This is a genomic window from Anaerococcus sp. HMSC075B03, from assembly GCF_001815585.1.
Classification (GTDB): Bacteria; Bacillota; Clostridia; order Tissierellales; family Peptoniphilaceae; genus Anaerococcus; species Anaerococcus vaginalis.
This window is the reverse complement of record NZ_KV821203.1, coordinates 43,811-58,870: the sequence shown is the minus strand read 5'-3', so window position 1 is coordinate 58,870 and position 15,060 is coordinate 43,811. Positions and strand designations below refer to the sequence as shown.

Here is a 15,060-nt window from a genome sequence, read left to right as displayed (position 1 = left end):
TTATCCTAAATAAATTCCTTCTTCAAAATCATTTCCAAGTAAAAAAGATTTTGTATCCATAGCTTTTTTGCCTGGAAATTGAATTTTTTCAATTCTTACCCCACCATTTTTACAGCCAATAATAATTTTGTCATTTTTGTTAGCCTTATATACAAAAGATATTTTTGGATTTTCAATTTCAATTGGGCTTGCTTTTAAAATTTTTACATTTTCGTTTTTATATGAAAAATAAGCCTTTGGAAATTCTACAAAAGCTCTAATTTTATTTATTATTTCTTCTTTTGATTGATTAAAATCAATCTTTCCCATTTCTTTTGTAATTTTTTTTGTAAAAGTTGCCTTGTCATTATCTTGCTTTATTCTATTTTTCATAAAATCATCATAATTTAATACAGACTCAAGTATAACTTCACTTCCAATTTTTGATAGTTTTTCACTTAAAGATGTAAAATCATCTTCAGCCTTTATTTCAACTTCTTTTTGATTTAAAATATCTCCAGAATCCATTCCTTTTTCTATAAGCATAGCTGATGCATGAGTTTTTTTGTCACCATTTAATAGGCTAAATTGTACTGGACTAGAGCCTCTGTATTTTGGTAAAGATGATGGATGCAAGTTAATTATTTTATTTTTATATTCTTCTAATAATTTTTCTTTTATCAACTGACCAAAAGCAACTACTACTATATAATCAATATTTTTTTCTTTTAATAAATTTATAAATTCATCTGTGTTTACACTATCTGGAGTAACAACTTCAATATTATTATCCAAAGCATATTGCTTAACCACTGTTGGCTTAAATTTATTTCTATTTCTTTTTTTATCTTTTCCACTTACTACTAAACTTAGGTTTATATTTTCGTTTTTATTAAGAATATCCAAAGTTTCTAGTGAAAACTTTGGACTTCCCATAAAACATATATTTATTTTATTCGTCAAATTTAACTTCCTCTTCATAATTATCTATAAATAAAATCCCATTTAAATGATCAATTTCATGGCAAAGAGCAACAGCTTTTAGGCCTTCAGCCTCTATTTTTTTCTCATTTCCATTTTCATCCAAATATTTTACAACAACATGGGCAGGTCTTTTTACATTTGCATTGAAATTTGGAACTGAAAGGCAACCTTCAACCCCAACTTGTTCTCCATCTTTTTCAATAATTTCTGGATTTACAAGTTTAATCAAACCATCTTCATCTCTAATGTCCACAACTATAACTCTTTTTAAAAGTCCTACTTGTGGTGCTGCAAGTCCAACTCCATCAGCCTTATACATTGTTTCTGCCATATCATCTAATAAAATTTTAATTCTATCATTAACTTCTTTCACTTCTTTTGAAGTTTTTCTTAAAATAGGATCTCCAACTTGTCTTATATTTCTAATTGCCATTTTTTCTCCTTCTATTTTTCATCATCAAAATCTATCGAATAAATTTTTGAAATTCCACCGTCACCAATTGTAACTCCATGAATTTTTTCTGCCAATTGCATGGTAGTTTGTCTGTGAGTTATCATTATAAATTGAGTTTTGTCAGATAAGGATTTTAAATAATCTATATATCTTTTTATATTTGATTCGTCCATAGCCGCATCAATCTCATCTAATAAAGAAAATGGAGCAGGATTTGTTTCAAATATTGCAAATAATAAAGCCACAGCCGTTAGTGATTTTTCTCCACCAGAAAGTAAGCTTATATTTTTTGTACTTTTTCCTGGAGGGCAAGCGGATATATCAATTCCAGCATCCAATAAATCATTTGAATCAAGTCTTAGCTTTGCCTTTCCTCCCATAAACAATTCCTTAAATATCCTTTGGAATTTTTCATCTATTATATTGAAATTTTTGATAAATTCATCTTTCATATCTTCTTCAAGTTTTTTTATCATTTTTTCAATATCTTTTTTGGACTTTTCAAGGTCAATTTTTTGCTTATCTAAAAATTCAAATTCTTTGTAGGCTTTTTCAAAATCTTCTTTTGAATTTTCATCAAAAAATCCGACTTGAGTCAATTTTTTTTGAAGATTAAATAATTCTTCCTTTTTAATTTGCTTTGAAGAATTTTCGTAATTATTTTCTTTTAAATCTTCTAGCGATTTTGAAATAAATGGTCTAATTTCATCTTCTAAATTTTTCAAATCCTTGCTTATAGCTTCAAGTTTGTAATTAAACTTCACTATTTTCATAGAATATTCATTTAATTCATTTTCTATATTTTTAGATAGAGATAATAACTTATGATTAGAGTTTTTCTTCTCATCAATTTCCATAGAAATCTTTATTTTATTTTTCTCGTCTTCTTTTACTCTTTCTTTTGTATCTACAACTTTATTTTCACAAGCACTTATTTCTTTTTCTAAATTTATCAAACTTTCTTCTAAGGATTTTTTCATTTTTTGATTGAATTCTATATTTTGTTTCAAATTCAAAAGACTATTTTCATCTTCATTTATCCTATTTTCTAAAATATTTAAATCTCTTGTATTTATTTCAATACTATTTTTGTTTTTAAATATTTCGTTGGATAAATCATTTATTAGTTTGCTATTTTCAATAGATTTTTCCTTTAAAATCTCATCTTCTTTTTTTACATTTGAAAGTTTTAATTTGATTTTTTCTATATCTTTAAAATTTTCTTCTTCTTTTGATTCGTTCAAAGATTCTTTTAACTCGTCAATTCTTTGAATTAGACTTTGCTTTTGATAATTTTTTTTGTCAAAAATTGACCTTATATCTATTAAATTTTCATTAACTTTTACTAATTCATCTTCCTTTTTTTGCCTTAATCTTTGATTTTCTTCTAATTTTATATTTAAAGAATTATAATTTTCTAATAAGTCATTTCTTTCATTTCTTAATTTATTTATCCTAGACTTAATTTCATTTATTTTTTTATTTCTATTTAGGATATTAATATTTGATTTTCTAGCCTTATTAACTCCGGCAACCATTGAACCCCAAGTATTAATTAAATCAAGATTTAAAGAAATTATCCTATATCCCTTAATTTTGTTTGATAAGCTTACAGCATCGTCTATATTTTTTACAACAATTGTATTTGAAAGAAAATGATTAATAATATTTTCAAGTTTTGAATCAAAACTAACCAAATCATAAGCCATTGCTATAACTTCTTTTTCTTCAACTCTAGCTTTTTTATTTTGTTTTATTGAATCCAAAGGTAAAAATGTAATTCTTCCAAGCTTATTTTTATTTACAAAATTAATTATCTCCCTAGTATCTTTTTTTGACCATGTTACAATATTTTGAAGCCCTTGACCTATAAGATTTTCAATTATTTCTTCATAACCTGATTTTACAGTTATAAGATTTGCTAGGGTATTTATATATAATTTTTCAATCTCTGTATTTTTGGTTTTTTTCAAAAAATCTGAAACAGAATAAAAATACCCTTCATTTCTTTCCATCAAAGACTTTTGTATCTTATAATTTGATATTTCTTCTTTGCAAGAAAGTTTATTTTGGTTGATTGCTTTTTCCAAATCATCTTTTTTATTTATTTCATTTATGATTTTTTCTTTTATCTTTTCAAGATTTGTATTTTTTTCTTCAATATCTTTTGAAAGATTTTCTTTTTTATTTTCCAATTCATTTAAATCTTTGCTAATATTTAACAAATCAGAATTTAGTTCTTGAATTTTTTCATTGATTATCTTGTTATTTTCAAATCTTTGTTTTTCAAGAATTGTTCTTGTTTTTTGATCTATATCATAGTCATATATTAATTTATTTAAATCTTCGCCTTCTTTTTTTAGTCTTTCAATTTCTTTTTGTATTGAAGATAATAAAGCAATGCTTTCATCTTTTTTCTCAGATAATTTTTTATTTTTTTCTTCTAAATTTTTAATTATATTTTTTGTATTTTCAAGCTTATCTTTTTGATTTTTTAGTGAAATTTCGTAATTTTTAAATTTCTCATCATACGATTTAAAATCATTATTATTTCTTTCTAAATCTTTTTTGTTATAAGCCAATTTTTGCCTATCAAGATTTATATTATTAGTGTACTTATCAATATTTTTTTCATTATCTAAAATACTTTGGTTAAGATTTTTATATTTATTTTCTAAATCTCTGATATTTTCTGCTATTGGCAATAAAGATTCATTTACCTTATCAAATTCTCTAGTTTTTTCTTCTTGATTATTTTTTAAAATTTCAATTTGTTCAATTAAATCTTTATTTTTTTCGTTTAAAGACTTCGATTTATTTGCATAAAATAAATAGGCTTTTTCATTAAGCAAGCTATCAATTTCAATATATTTTTCAAAATTTTTCGCCTCAATTTCAAGCTTATTTTTATCCTTATTTTTGTAGTCCCATTCTCTTTGAATTATCTCAAGATCTTCATCAACCTTAGATAATTTTTTTAGAGATTCTTCTCTTCTATATTTGTGAGTTGCAATTCCACTTGCTTCTTCAAATATATTTCTTCTTTCTTGATTTGATGAATTCAAAATTTCATCAATTCTTCCTTGACCTATTACAGAATATCCTTCTTTCCCAATACCTGTATCCAAAAATAATTCTTTAATATCCTTAAGTCTTACTCTTTTTCCATTTAACCTATACTCATTGTCGCCATTTCTAAAAATTCTTCTAGAAATTTTTACAATATCATAGTCACTAGACAAAGCCCTATCTTTATTATTAAACGAAAGATTTACTTCCGCCATATTCATAGGTTTTTTATCATCAGCTCCTTGAAAGATTACATCATCCATCTTCTTTCCTCTCAAAGATTTTACTGATTGTTCACCCAAAACCCATTTTATGGCGTCTGCTATATTTGATTTTCCAGAACCATTTGGACCAACTACAGCAGTTATTTGATTATCAAATTTTATTTTTGTCCTATTAGCAAAGGACTTAAATCCTTTAAGTTCAACACTTTCTAATCTAATATAAATCACCACCGTAAGTTTTTTCTACAAATTCTCTCATAAAATTTTCAATATCATAGGATATTTTTTTATCCTCATACTCTATATAATTATTTTCGTCATTTTCAAAATTTATAATCAAGCCGTATTTTTTATAAAAATAATTTTTGTTTGCTTTTTTATTTCCAGCTATTATTGAAATTTCTCTGTTTGATATATGAATTTTTATCTTATTTTTTAGCCTATACTTATTTATTAATTCTTCCAAATAAATTTTGTGAATATTTGTTTCAACCAATTGTCTAATTGAAGGATGAAAAGGCCCTGCAACAACATCTTTTTTTTCATTTATATTTTCTGTTGGTTGAAGTCCTATTCTTATTACTGGAATTTTTTTGTATGAATAAATCATATAAAGCCTACTAGATATTTCAATAGCTTCATCCAAGCTAAGAGGCCTATATAAACATTCCTTATATAATTTTTCAAGTTTTGTATCTTTTATAACCAAAGTTGGATATATTCTTACCATATCAGGATTCATTTTAATAGACTCTAATCCTGTTTTGATAGCTTTATCAAAAGAATCCTTATAAAGACCTGGCATTATTTGATGACCTAATTTAAAACCATAATCTTTTATTAATTTGCTTGCCCTAATTGAATCTTCTTTACTATGACCTCTCTCATTTGCATTTAATATTTCATTATCAAGCGATTGTATTCCAAGTTCAATTACATCAACCTCATATTTTTTTAATATATCAAGAATAGAATTATTTATATAATCAGGTCTTGTGGATAATCTGATTCTATCAATAATTCCCTTCTTTTTATAATTAAGTGCAATTTCAAGATAAGAAATCATTACTTTTTCATCAAGACCTGTAAATGAGCCACCAAAAAATGCAATTTCTTTAAGATTTTCATTTTTTGGAAAATATGATAAGTATTGATTAATTTGCCTTATAGTATTTTCTTTATTAATATTGTCCTTATAATTTGTAATTTTGACTTGATTGCAAAAAGCACAATCGTGGGGACAACCCAAAAATGGTATAAAAATTGGTATTATATATTCTTTTTTACTCATTTGTCAACTTCTTATAAGCGATTCTTGCTGCCATTTGTTCTGCTTCTTTTTTATTTTTTCCCTTGCCAGTGCTAAGTTTTTTATTTTTGGCTGAAACTTCCATATAAAATGTTTTATTATGCTCTGGTCCTTCTTCTTTTACAAGTTTATATTTTAAAATTATTCTGTTTGTCTTGTTAAAATATTCTTGTAATTTTGTTTTGTAATCAATAAAAAGCAAGTCATTTTCTAGAAGTTCTTTTACAATTTCATAATAATTTTTCATTAAAAAATCTTTTAGAAAATCATATCCTGCATCAAGATAAATTGCAGCACAAAAAGCCTCAAAAGTATCTGCTTTTACAGATTTTTTTTCTCTACCATTATGACTTTCTTCTCCTTTTCCAAACAACAAATATGAAGATAAATTAAATTTTTCGCTTGCTTTTGAAAAAGATGAAGTACAAACTATCCTTGATCTTATTTTTGTCAATTTTCCTTCTGGATATGTTTTGTGATTTTTGTAAAGTTCTTCGCTTACAATTAAATCAAGAATGCTATCTCCCAAAAATTCCAATCTTTCGTTTGATGATTTATTTTCATCCTTGCTCTCATTAATATAAGAAGAGTGAGTAAGGGCTACATCAATAAGATTTTTATTTTTAAAAATGTAGCCTATACTCTCTTCAAGTTTTTCAATTTCTTCTAATCTTTCTTTACTCAATTTCATTAATTTTTGCTTTCTATTAAAGATATTACATCTGAAAATTTTTCGATTTCATCTAATTCGTCATCAGAAAATTCTATGTCATACTTATCTTCAATTGCCATAATAAAATCAAGCATATCAATTGAATCTATGTCATAAGCTGTGATTTCTTTTTCAAAATCAATTTCATCTTCATTAATATCTAAATTTTCTTTTACTAATTCAATTAATTCTTCTCTTATCATTCTAATTCTCCTTTTATTTTTTCTATTGTATTTGTATTTACATAATCGATTAGGCCTAAAATAGCTGAGCTAAATGCTTTTTCATTAGAATTGCCGTGGGCCTTGTAAACATATTGGTTTACTCCCAAAAGTGGAGCTCCTCCTATAGAATCTGAGTTATATTTTGATAAATTTTCTTTTAAAGAATTTTTTATCAAGGCTCCCCCAATTTTTGTTGAAAATGATTTGTAAATTGCATCTTTAATTTCCTTACTGAAAAGACTAATTACACCTTCTGCAGTTTTTATAGCAATATTTCCGTCAAATCCATCTGCTATTACTATATTAGTCTTGCCAGTAAACAAATCTCTTGCTTCAATATTTCCTTTGAAATTTATTGAAGATTCTTCCAATAATTTGTAAGTTTCTTTTGCTAATTTGTTGCCCTTGTGTTCTTCGATTCCAACATTTAAAAGTGAAACTGTAGGATTTTCTATATGAAGTACATTTTTTGCAAAAACACTTCCCATTATTGCAAATTCTTTTAAAAATTCTGCTTTGCAATCCATATTTGCCCCGGTATCCAATAATAAAGTTGTATTTTCATAAGTTGGTAGGCTTGTTGCAATGCAAGCTCTTTTTATTCCTTTAATTCTTCCAGAAATAAATAATCCGCTTGCAAGAATTGCTCCTGTTGAGCCTGCAGAAACTAATCCATTGTAACCATCTTCATTTAATTTTTCAAAGGCTTTAACCATTGTAGAATCTTTTTTTCTTCTAATGGCCTTTACTGGATCTTCATTATTTTCAATTTTGTCTTTAGCATCTATTATTTCGTAGGATTTTATTCTTCCATCAATAATTTTTTCTATTTTTTCTTTATCTCCAGAAAAAACTGGCACAAAATCTTTTTCTTTTAAAGCACTAATTGCACCTTCAATTGGAATTTTTATTCCGTCATCTACTCCATAAGTATCTATAATTATCTTCATAATTTCCCCTTATTTTTGATATTAAAAAAAGATAGTGTTACCACTATCTTAATTTAACTCAAGAACTTCTTTGCCTTTATGATAACCACAGCTTGGACAAACTCTATGTGGTAACATTGGTTCATGACAATTTGGACACTCTACATAAGTTGATTTATTTAATCTGTAAGCTGAAGCTCTTCTTTTATTTTTTCTTGTTTTTGATGTTCTTCTCTTAGGTACTGCCATTCTAACACCTCCTAGTTATGAGTTTTAGCAATCTTAAACATTATATAAGTAAATGTTAAAATTGTCAAGCTATACTAGTTTTTTAGTGTCTCTTGCAATCATTAATTCTTCGTTTGTTGCTATTACAAAAACTTTTACTTTTGAATCGTCAGTTGAGATTAAATGACAACCGCCACGAACATTATTTTTTTCTGGATCAATTTTAATTCCAAATTGTTCAAAGCCTTTCATTATATCAGCTCTCATTGTTGCTGAATTTTCTCCGATTCCTCCAGTAAATACAATTGCATCAACATTGCCTACTTCTGCCATGTATCCTGCTACATATCTTTTTGCTCTGTTAGCAAACATTTTTAAAGCAATATCTGCTCTTTTATTTCCATCATTTGCAGCATTTTCAAGATCTCTAAAGTCTGATGATACTCCAGAAACTCCAAGAACTCCTGATTCTTTATTTAGGACATTGTCCATTTTTTTTGTATCATATCCGTATTCATTCATCAAAAATGTTACAACTGTTGGATCTAAATCTCCACTTCTTGTTCCCATTACAAGTCCTTCAAGTGGTGTAAGTCCCATTGTTGTATCAAATGATTTTCCTTCTTTAACTGCACAGATTGAAGATCCATTTCCCAAGTGGCATGAAATCATATTTAAATCTTTTTGATCTTTTTCTAAAACTTTTGCTGTTTTTTGTGTAATAAAATCATGGCTTGTTCCGTGGAAACCATATTTTCTAACAGCTTGGTCTTCGTAGTATTTATAATCAATTCCATAAAGGAAATTTTCTTCTGGCATTGATTGGTGGAATGCTGTATCAAACACTGCAACATTTTTTACATTTGGTAGAAGTTTTTCACAAGCTTCAAGTCCCATCATATTTGCTGGATTGTGTAATGGTGCAAATTTTGAATATTCTTTTACAGCTTCTTTAACTTCGTCATCAATTACAACAGATTTTGTAATTTTTTCTCCACCATGAACAAATCTGTGGCCAACTGCATCTATTTCAGATAAATCTGAAATCACACCATTTTCTTTATCAGTTATAGCATCAAATACGTGTTTAACTGCTTCAGTATGGTCTTTCATATCTTCTTCAATTATATATTCGTCGTCGCCTTTTTCTTGTTTAAGTCTTGAGCCATCTATTCCAATTCTTTCTACAAGACCTTTTACTAAAACTTCTTCATTGTCCATATCAAATAATTGATATTTTAAAGATGAAGATCCACAGTTGATAACTAATATTTTCATTTATTCCTCCATTAAAATACTTTTTTTGATTTAATTTCAATAAATTTTGGATTTTCTATATCATCAAGATAATCTAGTGATTTTTCTTTATTGTATGAATAATCAACTATATTAGTGTAATCATTTTTTGATATTAATTGCCCAGCTATAATAAGTTTGCTATTATTTTTTGAAATAATATCGCCTTTTATTATAAGCAAACCATCCAAAACTAAATCATTTTCCAAAATCAAATCTTTACCAATAATTACTATACCACTAATTCGTCTTGGTGTCTTAGTTTTATTGGAAAAATTTTTTTCTTCATTTGATAAATTGCTCTGATTTTTTTCTAAATTATCATCACTTGAAATTTCATTTGATATTTTTTCTTCTTTTACAAGAAGTTGGTCATTAATTTTTAAAAATCGATTTTCTAAATCATTTTCTAAGTTTAAATTTTCAAATTCTTCAAATTTATTTTCTTTGAATTTTAAATTTTTGTAAAATTCGTCGAAATTTTCATCAAGTATTATTTTTTTATTTTCTCTTAGCGCATACTTATTTCTTAAATCCAAAACCATTTCTAATATAGCTTTTGAATTTCCAATATTTTTTACACTTCTTAGTACAAATTCTTTTTCATTTTGTTTTTGAATTTTTACTTCTTCTTTTTTATCAAAATAATCAAAATAAAATGGATGCCACAAATTGTCATCATTTTTATTTACTATCTCAACATCTTCCAACAAAGTTTTTTTATCATCTACAATTATGGAATAAAGTGATTCTAATTCGTAAATTGCTTTTTTTCTATCGTACAAGTCCTTATTTGAATCATTGTTATTTATTGCTTGCTCGTATATAAAGCTTAGGCTTATTGATAAAAGAAGTAAAATTATCAGAACATAAATGGATAAAAACCCTCTTTTTTTCATTCAAGCCTCCTTATATAAGTTTTGTAATTTGAATTTCCTTCTTTTTCATAAAAATCAATATCTATTGAAAATGAATCCTCATTTTTATCATAAGATATTTTTGAATCACTACAATATCCTATTGGGATTTTTATTTCTCTTTGACTATTTGACTTTAAATTATTGATATAAACGTATAATTTTTTTCCATTTTGTTCAAACCTATATGTAGACTTATTTTTACCTTCAATAATTAATAATTTGAAATTATTTTCATTTTTAAAGTCAATTATTTTGTCTGATTTTCTTATAACATTTTCTATATACAAAATACAATTTGTTGAATTTTTATAGTCAATTTCGTCCTCATAAGTTTTTTGACTAATTGAAAGATTTGTTTTTACAATATTATTTATTAAAACTAAAAGGATTGATCCGATGGCTATGGCACAAATTAATTCTAAGAGGGTAAAGCCTTTTTTTCTCATTTTTTTACCACCACTTCCAAATTATATTTATCACATCTTACTTCTATATATTTCAAATTTTCCTTATATGATTCTATTCTTGTATTAATTTTAAAGCCATTTTCTAAATCTTCATATTCTCCTTCATCTCTATTTTTTGATTTTTCTAATACTTCTTGCATTGTAAATAAAATTTTAGAATCATCTTTTATTTTTCTAGAATTTTCATAAATCGAAAAAAGTGATGGAAGAAGGTAAATGCTTATTATGCTTATAAGGGCTAGAGCAATAATTATTTCAATCAATGTGAATCCTTTTTTATTTTTATTCATATCTTATCCTTCCAGCAATAGGCGATACTATAATAGAATATTTTTTGTTAGAGGAATAAAAATAAATCGTACTTGCTCCTTCTACACTTCCTGTTGGCCTAAATACAAAAGTATTTTTTGAGTTTGCTTTTATATATTTAAAATAAACTTCTTTTACCATTTCATTATCATCAGCTCTTTTTATTTCGTATTTATTACTACCTATATTTATTTTGTATTTATAACCTGTGACTAGAGATTTTTCTCTGCAATAATTTATATCAGCTTGCAGGTTTTCAATTTCTTTTCTTTCTTGAAGTTTTGGTATCAAACCTGATTTTATTAAAATCACACTTGAAATCAAAGAAATTATTGCAAGTGTGACTATTAATTCGATTAATGTAAAAGCTCTTTTTTTCATAAACACCTCACATAAGCCCTATAAGATAAGCTATAAATATATAAATACAAAATGGAATCATTATTTTCATTGATTTTTTCTTGATAGCTATTATGATTGCAAAAATCGCTCCAATCCAAATAGAGCCTAAAATTAAATATAAAATTCTTTCATTTTTTAAAAACAGAAAAAGACTAATGTAGAAAAAATAATCTCCATCTCCTATATTTTTCTTCGATATAAAATAAATTAAAAAATATAGGAAAGTAAAAATCAAAAAAATTAAAAAAAATTCAAAATCAAATCCCAAATAACAAATTCTATATATTAATCCAACAAAAGCTAAAATATAAACATATCCCATATATATTTCCATGCTTTTCAAATCAATCATAGCTATTACAAAAGAAAAAATTAGAGATAAAAAAATCAAACTTCCTTCCATAAAAGTTTTTTCTTTCATAGCAAATATAAATAAAAGACCCCCTATTATTTCATAAAGAATATATGAAAATGGGATCTTTTTTTGGCAAAATCTACACCTTGCTTTTAAATTTATGTAAGAAAAAATAGGTATAAGATCTCTTTTTAATATTTTATTGTTACAAAATGAGCAATGACTTGGCGGATAGGCAATATTTTCTCCTCTAAGAGTTCTATCACACAATAAATGTGCAAACGAACCGAATATTGCTCCCAAGAAAAAATAAATTATATTAATCATTTATTTTTCTCTTTTAGATCAATTGTATTAGGCTCAATTGTAATTGTTGAATTTTTAGGATTAATGGTTACCTTATATTCACTTGCTTCTAGTCCAATTCCTTTTGGAATCTCAGGCCATTTTTCTACATATTGAAGTGCATCTTCACTTTCTTTTGTCCAAGTTACTTCGTCATCATTTGCATTTAATTCATTTAGTTTTACGCTAGCTGCAGTTTTTAACATTGACACATTCGCATTATGAGCAGTTATTGCCGCTTGTTTTTTTGATTTTTGATATTTTGGTATAGCTATTGCTGCAAGTATGGCTATAATTGCAATTACAATAATTAATTCAATAAGAGTAAATCCTCTTTTTTTATTTTTTATATTATTAAACATTAACTTCTCCTTAAAAATTAATGGCATTAACCGAATCAAACATTGGTATGGCAATAGAAAAAACTACAAATCCAACTACTAAAGCCATAAAAAGTATCAAAAAAGGTTCTGCTAATCTTGATATTCTTTTTAGTCTATAAATATATTCATTAGCATAATAATTAGAGGCTTTTTTGAGAGATTTTGTCATATCTCCACTGTCTTCGCCTACCTTTATCATGGCTATAAATAATTTCGTAAAAACATTTTCCTTATCTAAAGAGCTTGATAAATTATTTCCTAGTTTTAGGCTCTCCTCTACATTTGTTAGAATTTGTTTTAAATATTGATTTTTGAAAGAATTTTTTATTATATCAATGCTTTCAATAATATCTACATCGCCCTTTTTTAGGATATATAAAAGCGAAGAAATTTGGTATTCTATGTTTAAAATTCTAAATTTTTTAAAAAATATACTTTTAAAAAAGCTTTCATCAACTTTATATCTGTACTTATCTTTACGTCTTAGTAAAATTATTGTAAAAACAAAAATAAAAATTATTAATAAAATAAAAAAGCCATTTTTATTAAAAAAATCTGAAATATTTAAAAGAATTTTTGTAGCTATTGGTAGGCTAATTTCATTTTCTTCAAAAACTTCTATAAAAGTAGGCATAACTTTTGTTAAAATCGTTATAACAACTCCTATAGTAACAATTAATAAAATTATAGGATAAATCAAAGCTTCACTTATTTGATTTTTGTTTTTACTTTCTTCGGTCATATATGTAGATAACTCATCAAGAATCTTTGAAAGATTTCCACTTGCATCTCCACTTTTTACAAAAGCTGTAACAATTGGTCCAAAGGCTTTTTCTTCTTTTTTAAAAGCCACATAGGCTTCGTCTCCCTTTTTTAGGGCTAATGATACATTGACCAAAGCCTTGTTCAATTTCTTGTCAAGTCTTTGGTCAATTATTATCATTAAACTATCGTATAAGGATACCGATGAGTCAATAAGTAAACTTAATTGCTTTAAAAATAAGGATAAAATATTGGAATTTATCCTAGCTTTTCCTATATCCTTGTTTAAAAAAGCCTTCAGCTTATCAAATTTTATTTTATTCAATTAAACTTCAAGTAATTCTTTATTTTTGCTTTCAACAGTTTTTTCAACTTTATCGATATATTTTTTTGTAATTTTTTGTATATCTTCTTCTATTGAAAATAAATCATCTTCTGTTAAGTCTGCAGATTTTTCAGCTTTTTTTGCTATATCCATTGAATCTCTTCTTATATTTCTAATTTGAATTTTGCTATCTTCAGAATATTCAGAAACTTGTTTTGTAAGTTCTTTTCTTCTTTCTTCAGTCAAAGCTGGGAATGGAAGTCTAATTACTTCTCCATCATTTTGTGGATTTATTCCTAAATCAGATTTATTAATAGCCTTTTCAATTTCTTTAATATTAGATTTATCCCAAGGTTTAATAACTAAAAGTCTTGGCTCTGGTGTAGATATGGTTGCAGCTTGGTTAATTGGTGTTTGAGTTCCATAATATGAAAATGTAATTCCATCCAATATAGAATCATTAGCCCTACCTGCTCTAATTTTTGATATTCTAATTTCGAATGATTCACAAGCTTTTTTCATCGAAGCTTCGGTATCTTTAATAATCTTATCGTACATCAAAATTCTCCTTTACAATTGTACCAATTTCTTTTCCTTCAACTATTTTAACTAAATTTTCTGGATTATCAATTCCAAAAGCAAGGATTGGCATATCATTATCCATACACAAACTTGTTGCTGTAGAATCCATAATCTTTAATCTTTTTTGTAAAATTTCACTATAGGTTAATTTTTCATACTTAACTGCATCATCAAATTTATTAGGATCTTTGTCATAAATTCCATCAGTTCCTTTTTTGCCTAATAAAATCATATCAGCATTAATTTCCAAAGCCCTAAGAGATGCTGTTGTGTCAGTTGAGAAATATGGTAGACCAGTGCCTGCTGCAAAAATTACAATTCTTCCCTTTTCAAGGTGTCTTACAGCCCTTCTTCTTATGTAAGGCTCAGCAACTTCTTGCATATTTATTGCAGTCATTAGTCTTGTTTCAAGTCCCATTTTTTCAAGAGTATCTTGAACTCTAAGACCATTCATAACAGTTCCAAGCATACCAATCGTATCACTTGTTGCACGTTCAATATGTTGACCGCTTCTACCTCTCCAGAAATTTCCACCGCCAACAACTATGGCAATTTCAAGTCCCTTATCTCTAGCTTTTTTTATATTTTCGCAAATAAGATCAATGGTGTCATCATCAAAACCAAATCCCTTATCTTTTGCAAGTGCTTCTCCACTTAATTTTAAAACTACTCTTTTTATATCTCGCAAAACTTTTCCTCCTATTAGTAAAATTATATACTATTTTTTTATATTGATAAAGTTATAGCTAATAAAAATTTATTAAATAGTTTACTATAAATATAGATACCCATATTCAAAAAA

Annotated in this window: 18 protein-coding genes; all 18 read right to left on the bottom strand. The window is 26.2% G+C overall.

The annotated features are described in order from the left end of the window. A complete protein-coding gene (gene fmt, locus HMPREF3045_RS08000; protein ID WP_070738486.1) occupies nucleotides 1-960 on the bottom strand; it encodes a methionyl-tRNA formyltransferase in 960 nt (319 codons plus the stop codon). After that, nucleotides 932-1,396 carry a peptide deformylase gene (gene def / locus HMPREF3045_RS07995; protein ID WP_070738484.1) on the bottom strand — a complete coding sequence of 155 codons (465 nt, stop codon included), beginning with the start codon at nucleotides 1,394-1,396 and terminating at the stop codon, nucleotides 932-934. Before def ends, fmt begins: the two co-directional genes overlap by 29 nt. Nucleotides 1,397-1,407: 11 nt before the next feature. Then, a complete protein-coding gene (smc, locus tag HMPREF3045_RS07990; protein ID WP_083316599.1) occupies nucleotides 1,408-4,938 on the bottom strand; it encodes a chromosome segregation protein SMC in 3,531 nt (1,176 codons plus the stop codon). Next, complete coding sequence (locus tag HMPREF3045_RS07985; RefSeq protein WP_070607151.1) at nucleotides 4,925-6,001, bottom strand: elongator complex protein 3; 1,077 nt, start codon at nucleotides 5,999-6,001, stop codon at nucleotides 4,925-4,927. The genes smc and HMPREF3045_RS07985 overlap by 14 nt, the downstream gene beginning before the upstream one ends. Then, nucleotides 5,994-6,710, bottom strand: coding sequence for a ribonuclease III (gene rnc, locus HMPREF3045_RS07980; RefSeq protein ID WP_070607148.1), 717 nt, complete (start codon nucleotides 6,708-6,710; stop codon nucleotides 5,994-5,996). Before rnc ends, HMPREF3045_RS07985 begins: the two co-directional genes overlap by 8 nt. Further along, entirely contained in the window at nucleotides 6,710-6,934 is a 225-nt protein-coding gene (locus HMPREF3045_RS07975; RefSeq protein ID WP_004838554.1) for an acyl carrier protein, read from the bottom strand. The genes rnc and HMPREF3045_RS07975 overlap by 1 nt, the downstream gene beginning before the upstream one ends. Continuing rightward, a complete protein-coding gene (gene plsX / locus HMPREF3045_RS07970; protein ID WP_070738482.1) occupies nucleotides 6,931-7,905 on the bottom strand; it encodes a phosphate acyltransferase PlsX in 975 nt (324 codons plus the stop codon). The genes HMPREF3045_RS07975 and plsX overlap by 4 nt, the downstream gene beginning before the upstream one ends. 48 nt (nucleotides 7,906-7,953) lie before the next feature. Next, on the bottom strand, nucleotides 7,954-8,133 hold the full coding sequence (gene rpmF, locus HMPREF3045_RS07965; protein WP_004838552.1) for a 50S ribosomal protein L32: 180 nt from the start codon (nucleotides 8,131-8,133) through the stop codon (nucleotides 7,954-7,956). Nucleotides 8,134-8,202: 69 nt separating this feature from the next. After that, nucleotides 8,203-9,390 (bottom strand): acetate/propionate family kinase, encoded by a 1,188-nt coding sequence (locus tag HMPREF3045_RS07960; RefSeq protein WP_070738480.1) that lies wholly within the window; start codon nucleotides 9,388-9,390, stop codon nucleotides 8,203-8,205. 11 nt (nucleotides 9,391-9,401) lie between these two features. Further along, nucleotides 9,402-10,307 (bottom strand): hypothetical protein, encoded by a 906-nt coding sequence (locus tag HMPREF3045_RS07955; RefSeq protein WP_070738478.1) that lies wholly within the window; start codon nucleotides 10,305-10,307, stop codon nucleotides 9,402-9,404. Further along, a complete protein-coding gene (locus HMPREF3045_RS07950) occupies nucleotides 10,304-10,774 on the bottom strand; it encodes a type II secretion system protein (RefSeq protein WP_070738476.1) in 471 nt (156 codons plus the stop codon). Before HMPREF3045_RS07950 ends, HMPREF3045_RS07955 begins: the two co-directional genes overlap by 4 nt. Then, the gene (gene comGE, locus HMPREF3045_RS07945) at nucleotides 10,771-11,085 is read right to left on the bottom strand and encodes a competence type IV pilus minor pilin ComGE (RefSeq protein WP_070738474.1); all 315 of its coding nucleotides are present in this window, start codon (nucleotides 11,083-11,085) and stop codon (nucleotides 10,771-10,773) included. The genes HMPREF3045_RS07950 and comGE overlap by 4 nt, the downstream gene beginning before the upstream one ends. Next, on the bottom strand, nucleotides 11,078-11,485 hold the full coding sequence (locus HMPREF3045_RS07940) for a type II secretion system protein (RefSeq protein ID WP_070738472.1): 408 nt from the start codon (nucleotides 11,483-11,485) through the stop codon (nucleotides 11,078-11,080). Before HMPREF3045_RS07940 ends, comGE begins: the two co-directional genes overlap by 8 nt. A 7-nt stretch (nucleotides 11,486-11,492) precedes the next feature. Then, complete coding sequence (locus tag HMPREF3045_RS07935) at nucleotides 11,493-12,188, bottom strand: prepilin peptidase (RefSeq protein ID WP_070738470.1); 696 nt, start codon at nucleotides 12,186-12,188, stop codon at nucleotides 11,493-11,495. Beyond that, nucleotides 12,185-12,568: a prepilin-type N-terminal cleavage/methylation domain-containing protein gene (locus HMPREF3045_RS07930; RefSeq protein WP_070738467.1), complete on the bottom strand. Its 384-nt coding sequence runs from the start codon at nucleotides 12,566-12,568 to the stop codon at nucleotides 12,185-12,187. The genes HMPREF3045_RS07935 and HMPREF3045_RS07930 overlap by 4 nt, the downstream gene beginning before the upstream one ends. Before the next feature lie 10 nt (nucleotides 12,569-12,578). Next, nucleotides 12,579-13,676: a type II secretion system F family protein gene (locus HMPREF3045_RS07925; RefSeq protein WP_070607127.1), complete on the bottom strand. Its 1,098-nt coding sequence runs from the start codon at nucleotides 13,674-13,676 to the stop codon at nucleotides 12,579-12,581. Continuing rightward, nucleotides 13,677-14,234, bottom strand: coding sequence for a ribosome recycling factor (gene frr / locus HMPREF3045_RS07920; RefSeq protein ID WP_004838543.1), 558 nt, complete (start codon nucleotides 14,232-14,234; stop codon nucleotides 13,677-13,679). After that, nucleotides 14,224-14,946, bottom strand: coding sequence for a UMP kinase (gene pyrH / locus HMPREF3045_RS07915; RefSeq protein ID WP_070607124.1), 723 nt, complete (start codon nucleotides 14,944-14,946; stop codon nucleotides 14,224-14,226). Before pyrH ends, frr begins: the two co-directional genes overlap by 11 nt. Nucleotides 14,947-15,060 lie beyond the last annotated feature (114 nt).

What these genes read in the sequence shown, in the direction of transcription:
- fmt (WP_070738486.1), bottom strand. Translation starts at nt 960, where the DNA reads ATGAAGAGGAAGTTAAATTTGACGAATAAAATAAATATATGTTTTATG.
- def (WP_070738484.1), bottom strand. Translation starts at nt 1,396, where the DNA reads ATGGCAATTAGAAATATAAGACAAGTTGGAGATCCTATTTTAAGAAAA.
- HMPREF3045_RS07985 (WP_070607151.1), bottom strand. Translation starts at nt 6,001, where the DNA reads ATGAGTAAAAAAGAATATATAATACCAATTTTTATACCATTTTTGGGT.
- rnc (WP_070607148.1), bottom strand. Translation starts at nt 6,710, where the DNA reads ATGAAATTGAGTAAAGAAAGATTAGAAGAAATTGAAAAACTTGAAGAG.
- HMPREF3045_RS07975 (WP_004838554.1), bottom strand. Translation starts at nt 6,934, where the DNA reads ATGATAAGAGAAGAATTAATTGAATTAGTAAAAGAAAATTTAGATATT.
- plsX (WP_070738482.1), bottom strand. Translation starts at nt 7,905, where the DNA reads ATGAAGATAATTATAGATACTTATGGAGTAGATGACGGAATAAAAATT.
- rpmF (WP_004838552.1), bottom strand. Translation starts at nt 8,133, where the DNA reads ATGGCAGTACCTAAGAGAAGAACATCAAAAACAAGAAAAAATAAAAGA.
- HMPREF3045_RS07960 (WP_070738480.1), bottom strand. Translation starts at nt 9,390, where the DNA reads ATGAAAATATTAGTTATCAACTGTGGATCTTCATCTTTAAAATATCAA.
- HMPREF3045_RS07955 (WP_070738478.1), bottom strand. Translation starts at nt 10,307, where the DNA reads ATGAAAAAAAGAGGGTTTTTATCCATTTATGTTCTGATAATTTTACTT.
- HMPREF3045_RS07950 (WP_070738476.1), bottom strand. Translation starts at nt 10,774, where the DNA reads ATGAGAAAAAAAGGCTTTACCCTCTTAGAATTAATTTGTGCCATAGCC.
- comGE (WP_070738474.1), bottom strand. Translation starts at nt 11,085, where the DNA reads ATGAATAAAAATAAAAAAGGATTCACATTGATTGAAATAATTATTGCT.
- HMPREF3045_RS07940 (WP_070738472.1), bottom strand. Translation starts at nt 11,485, where the DNA reads ATGAAAAAAAGAGCTTTTACATTAATCGAATTAATAGTCACACTTGCA.
- HMPREF3045_RS07935 (WP_070738470.1), bottom strand. Translation starts at nt 12,188, where the DNA reads ATGATTAATATAATTTATTTTTTCTTGGGAGCAATATTCGGTTCGTTT.
- HMPREF3045_RS07930 (WP_070738467.1), bottom strand. Translation starts at nt 12,568, where the DNA reads ATGTTTAATAATATAAAAAATAAAAAAAGAGGATTTACTCTTATTGAA.
- frr (WP_004838543.1), bottom strand. Translation starts at nt 14,234, where the DNA reads ATGTACGATAAGATTATTAAAGATACCGAAGCTTCGATGAAAAAAGCT.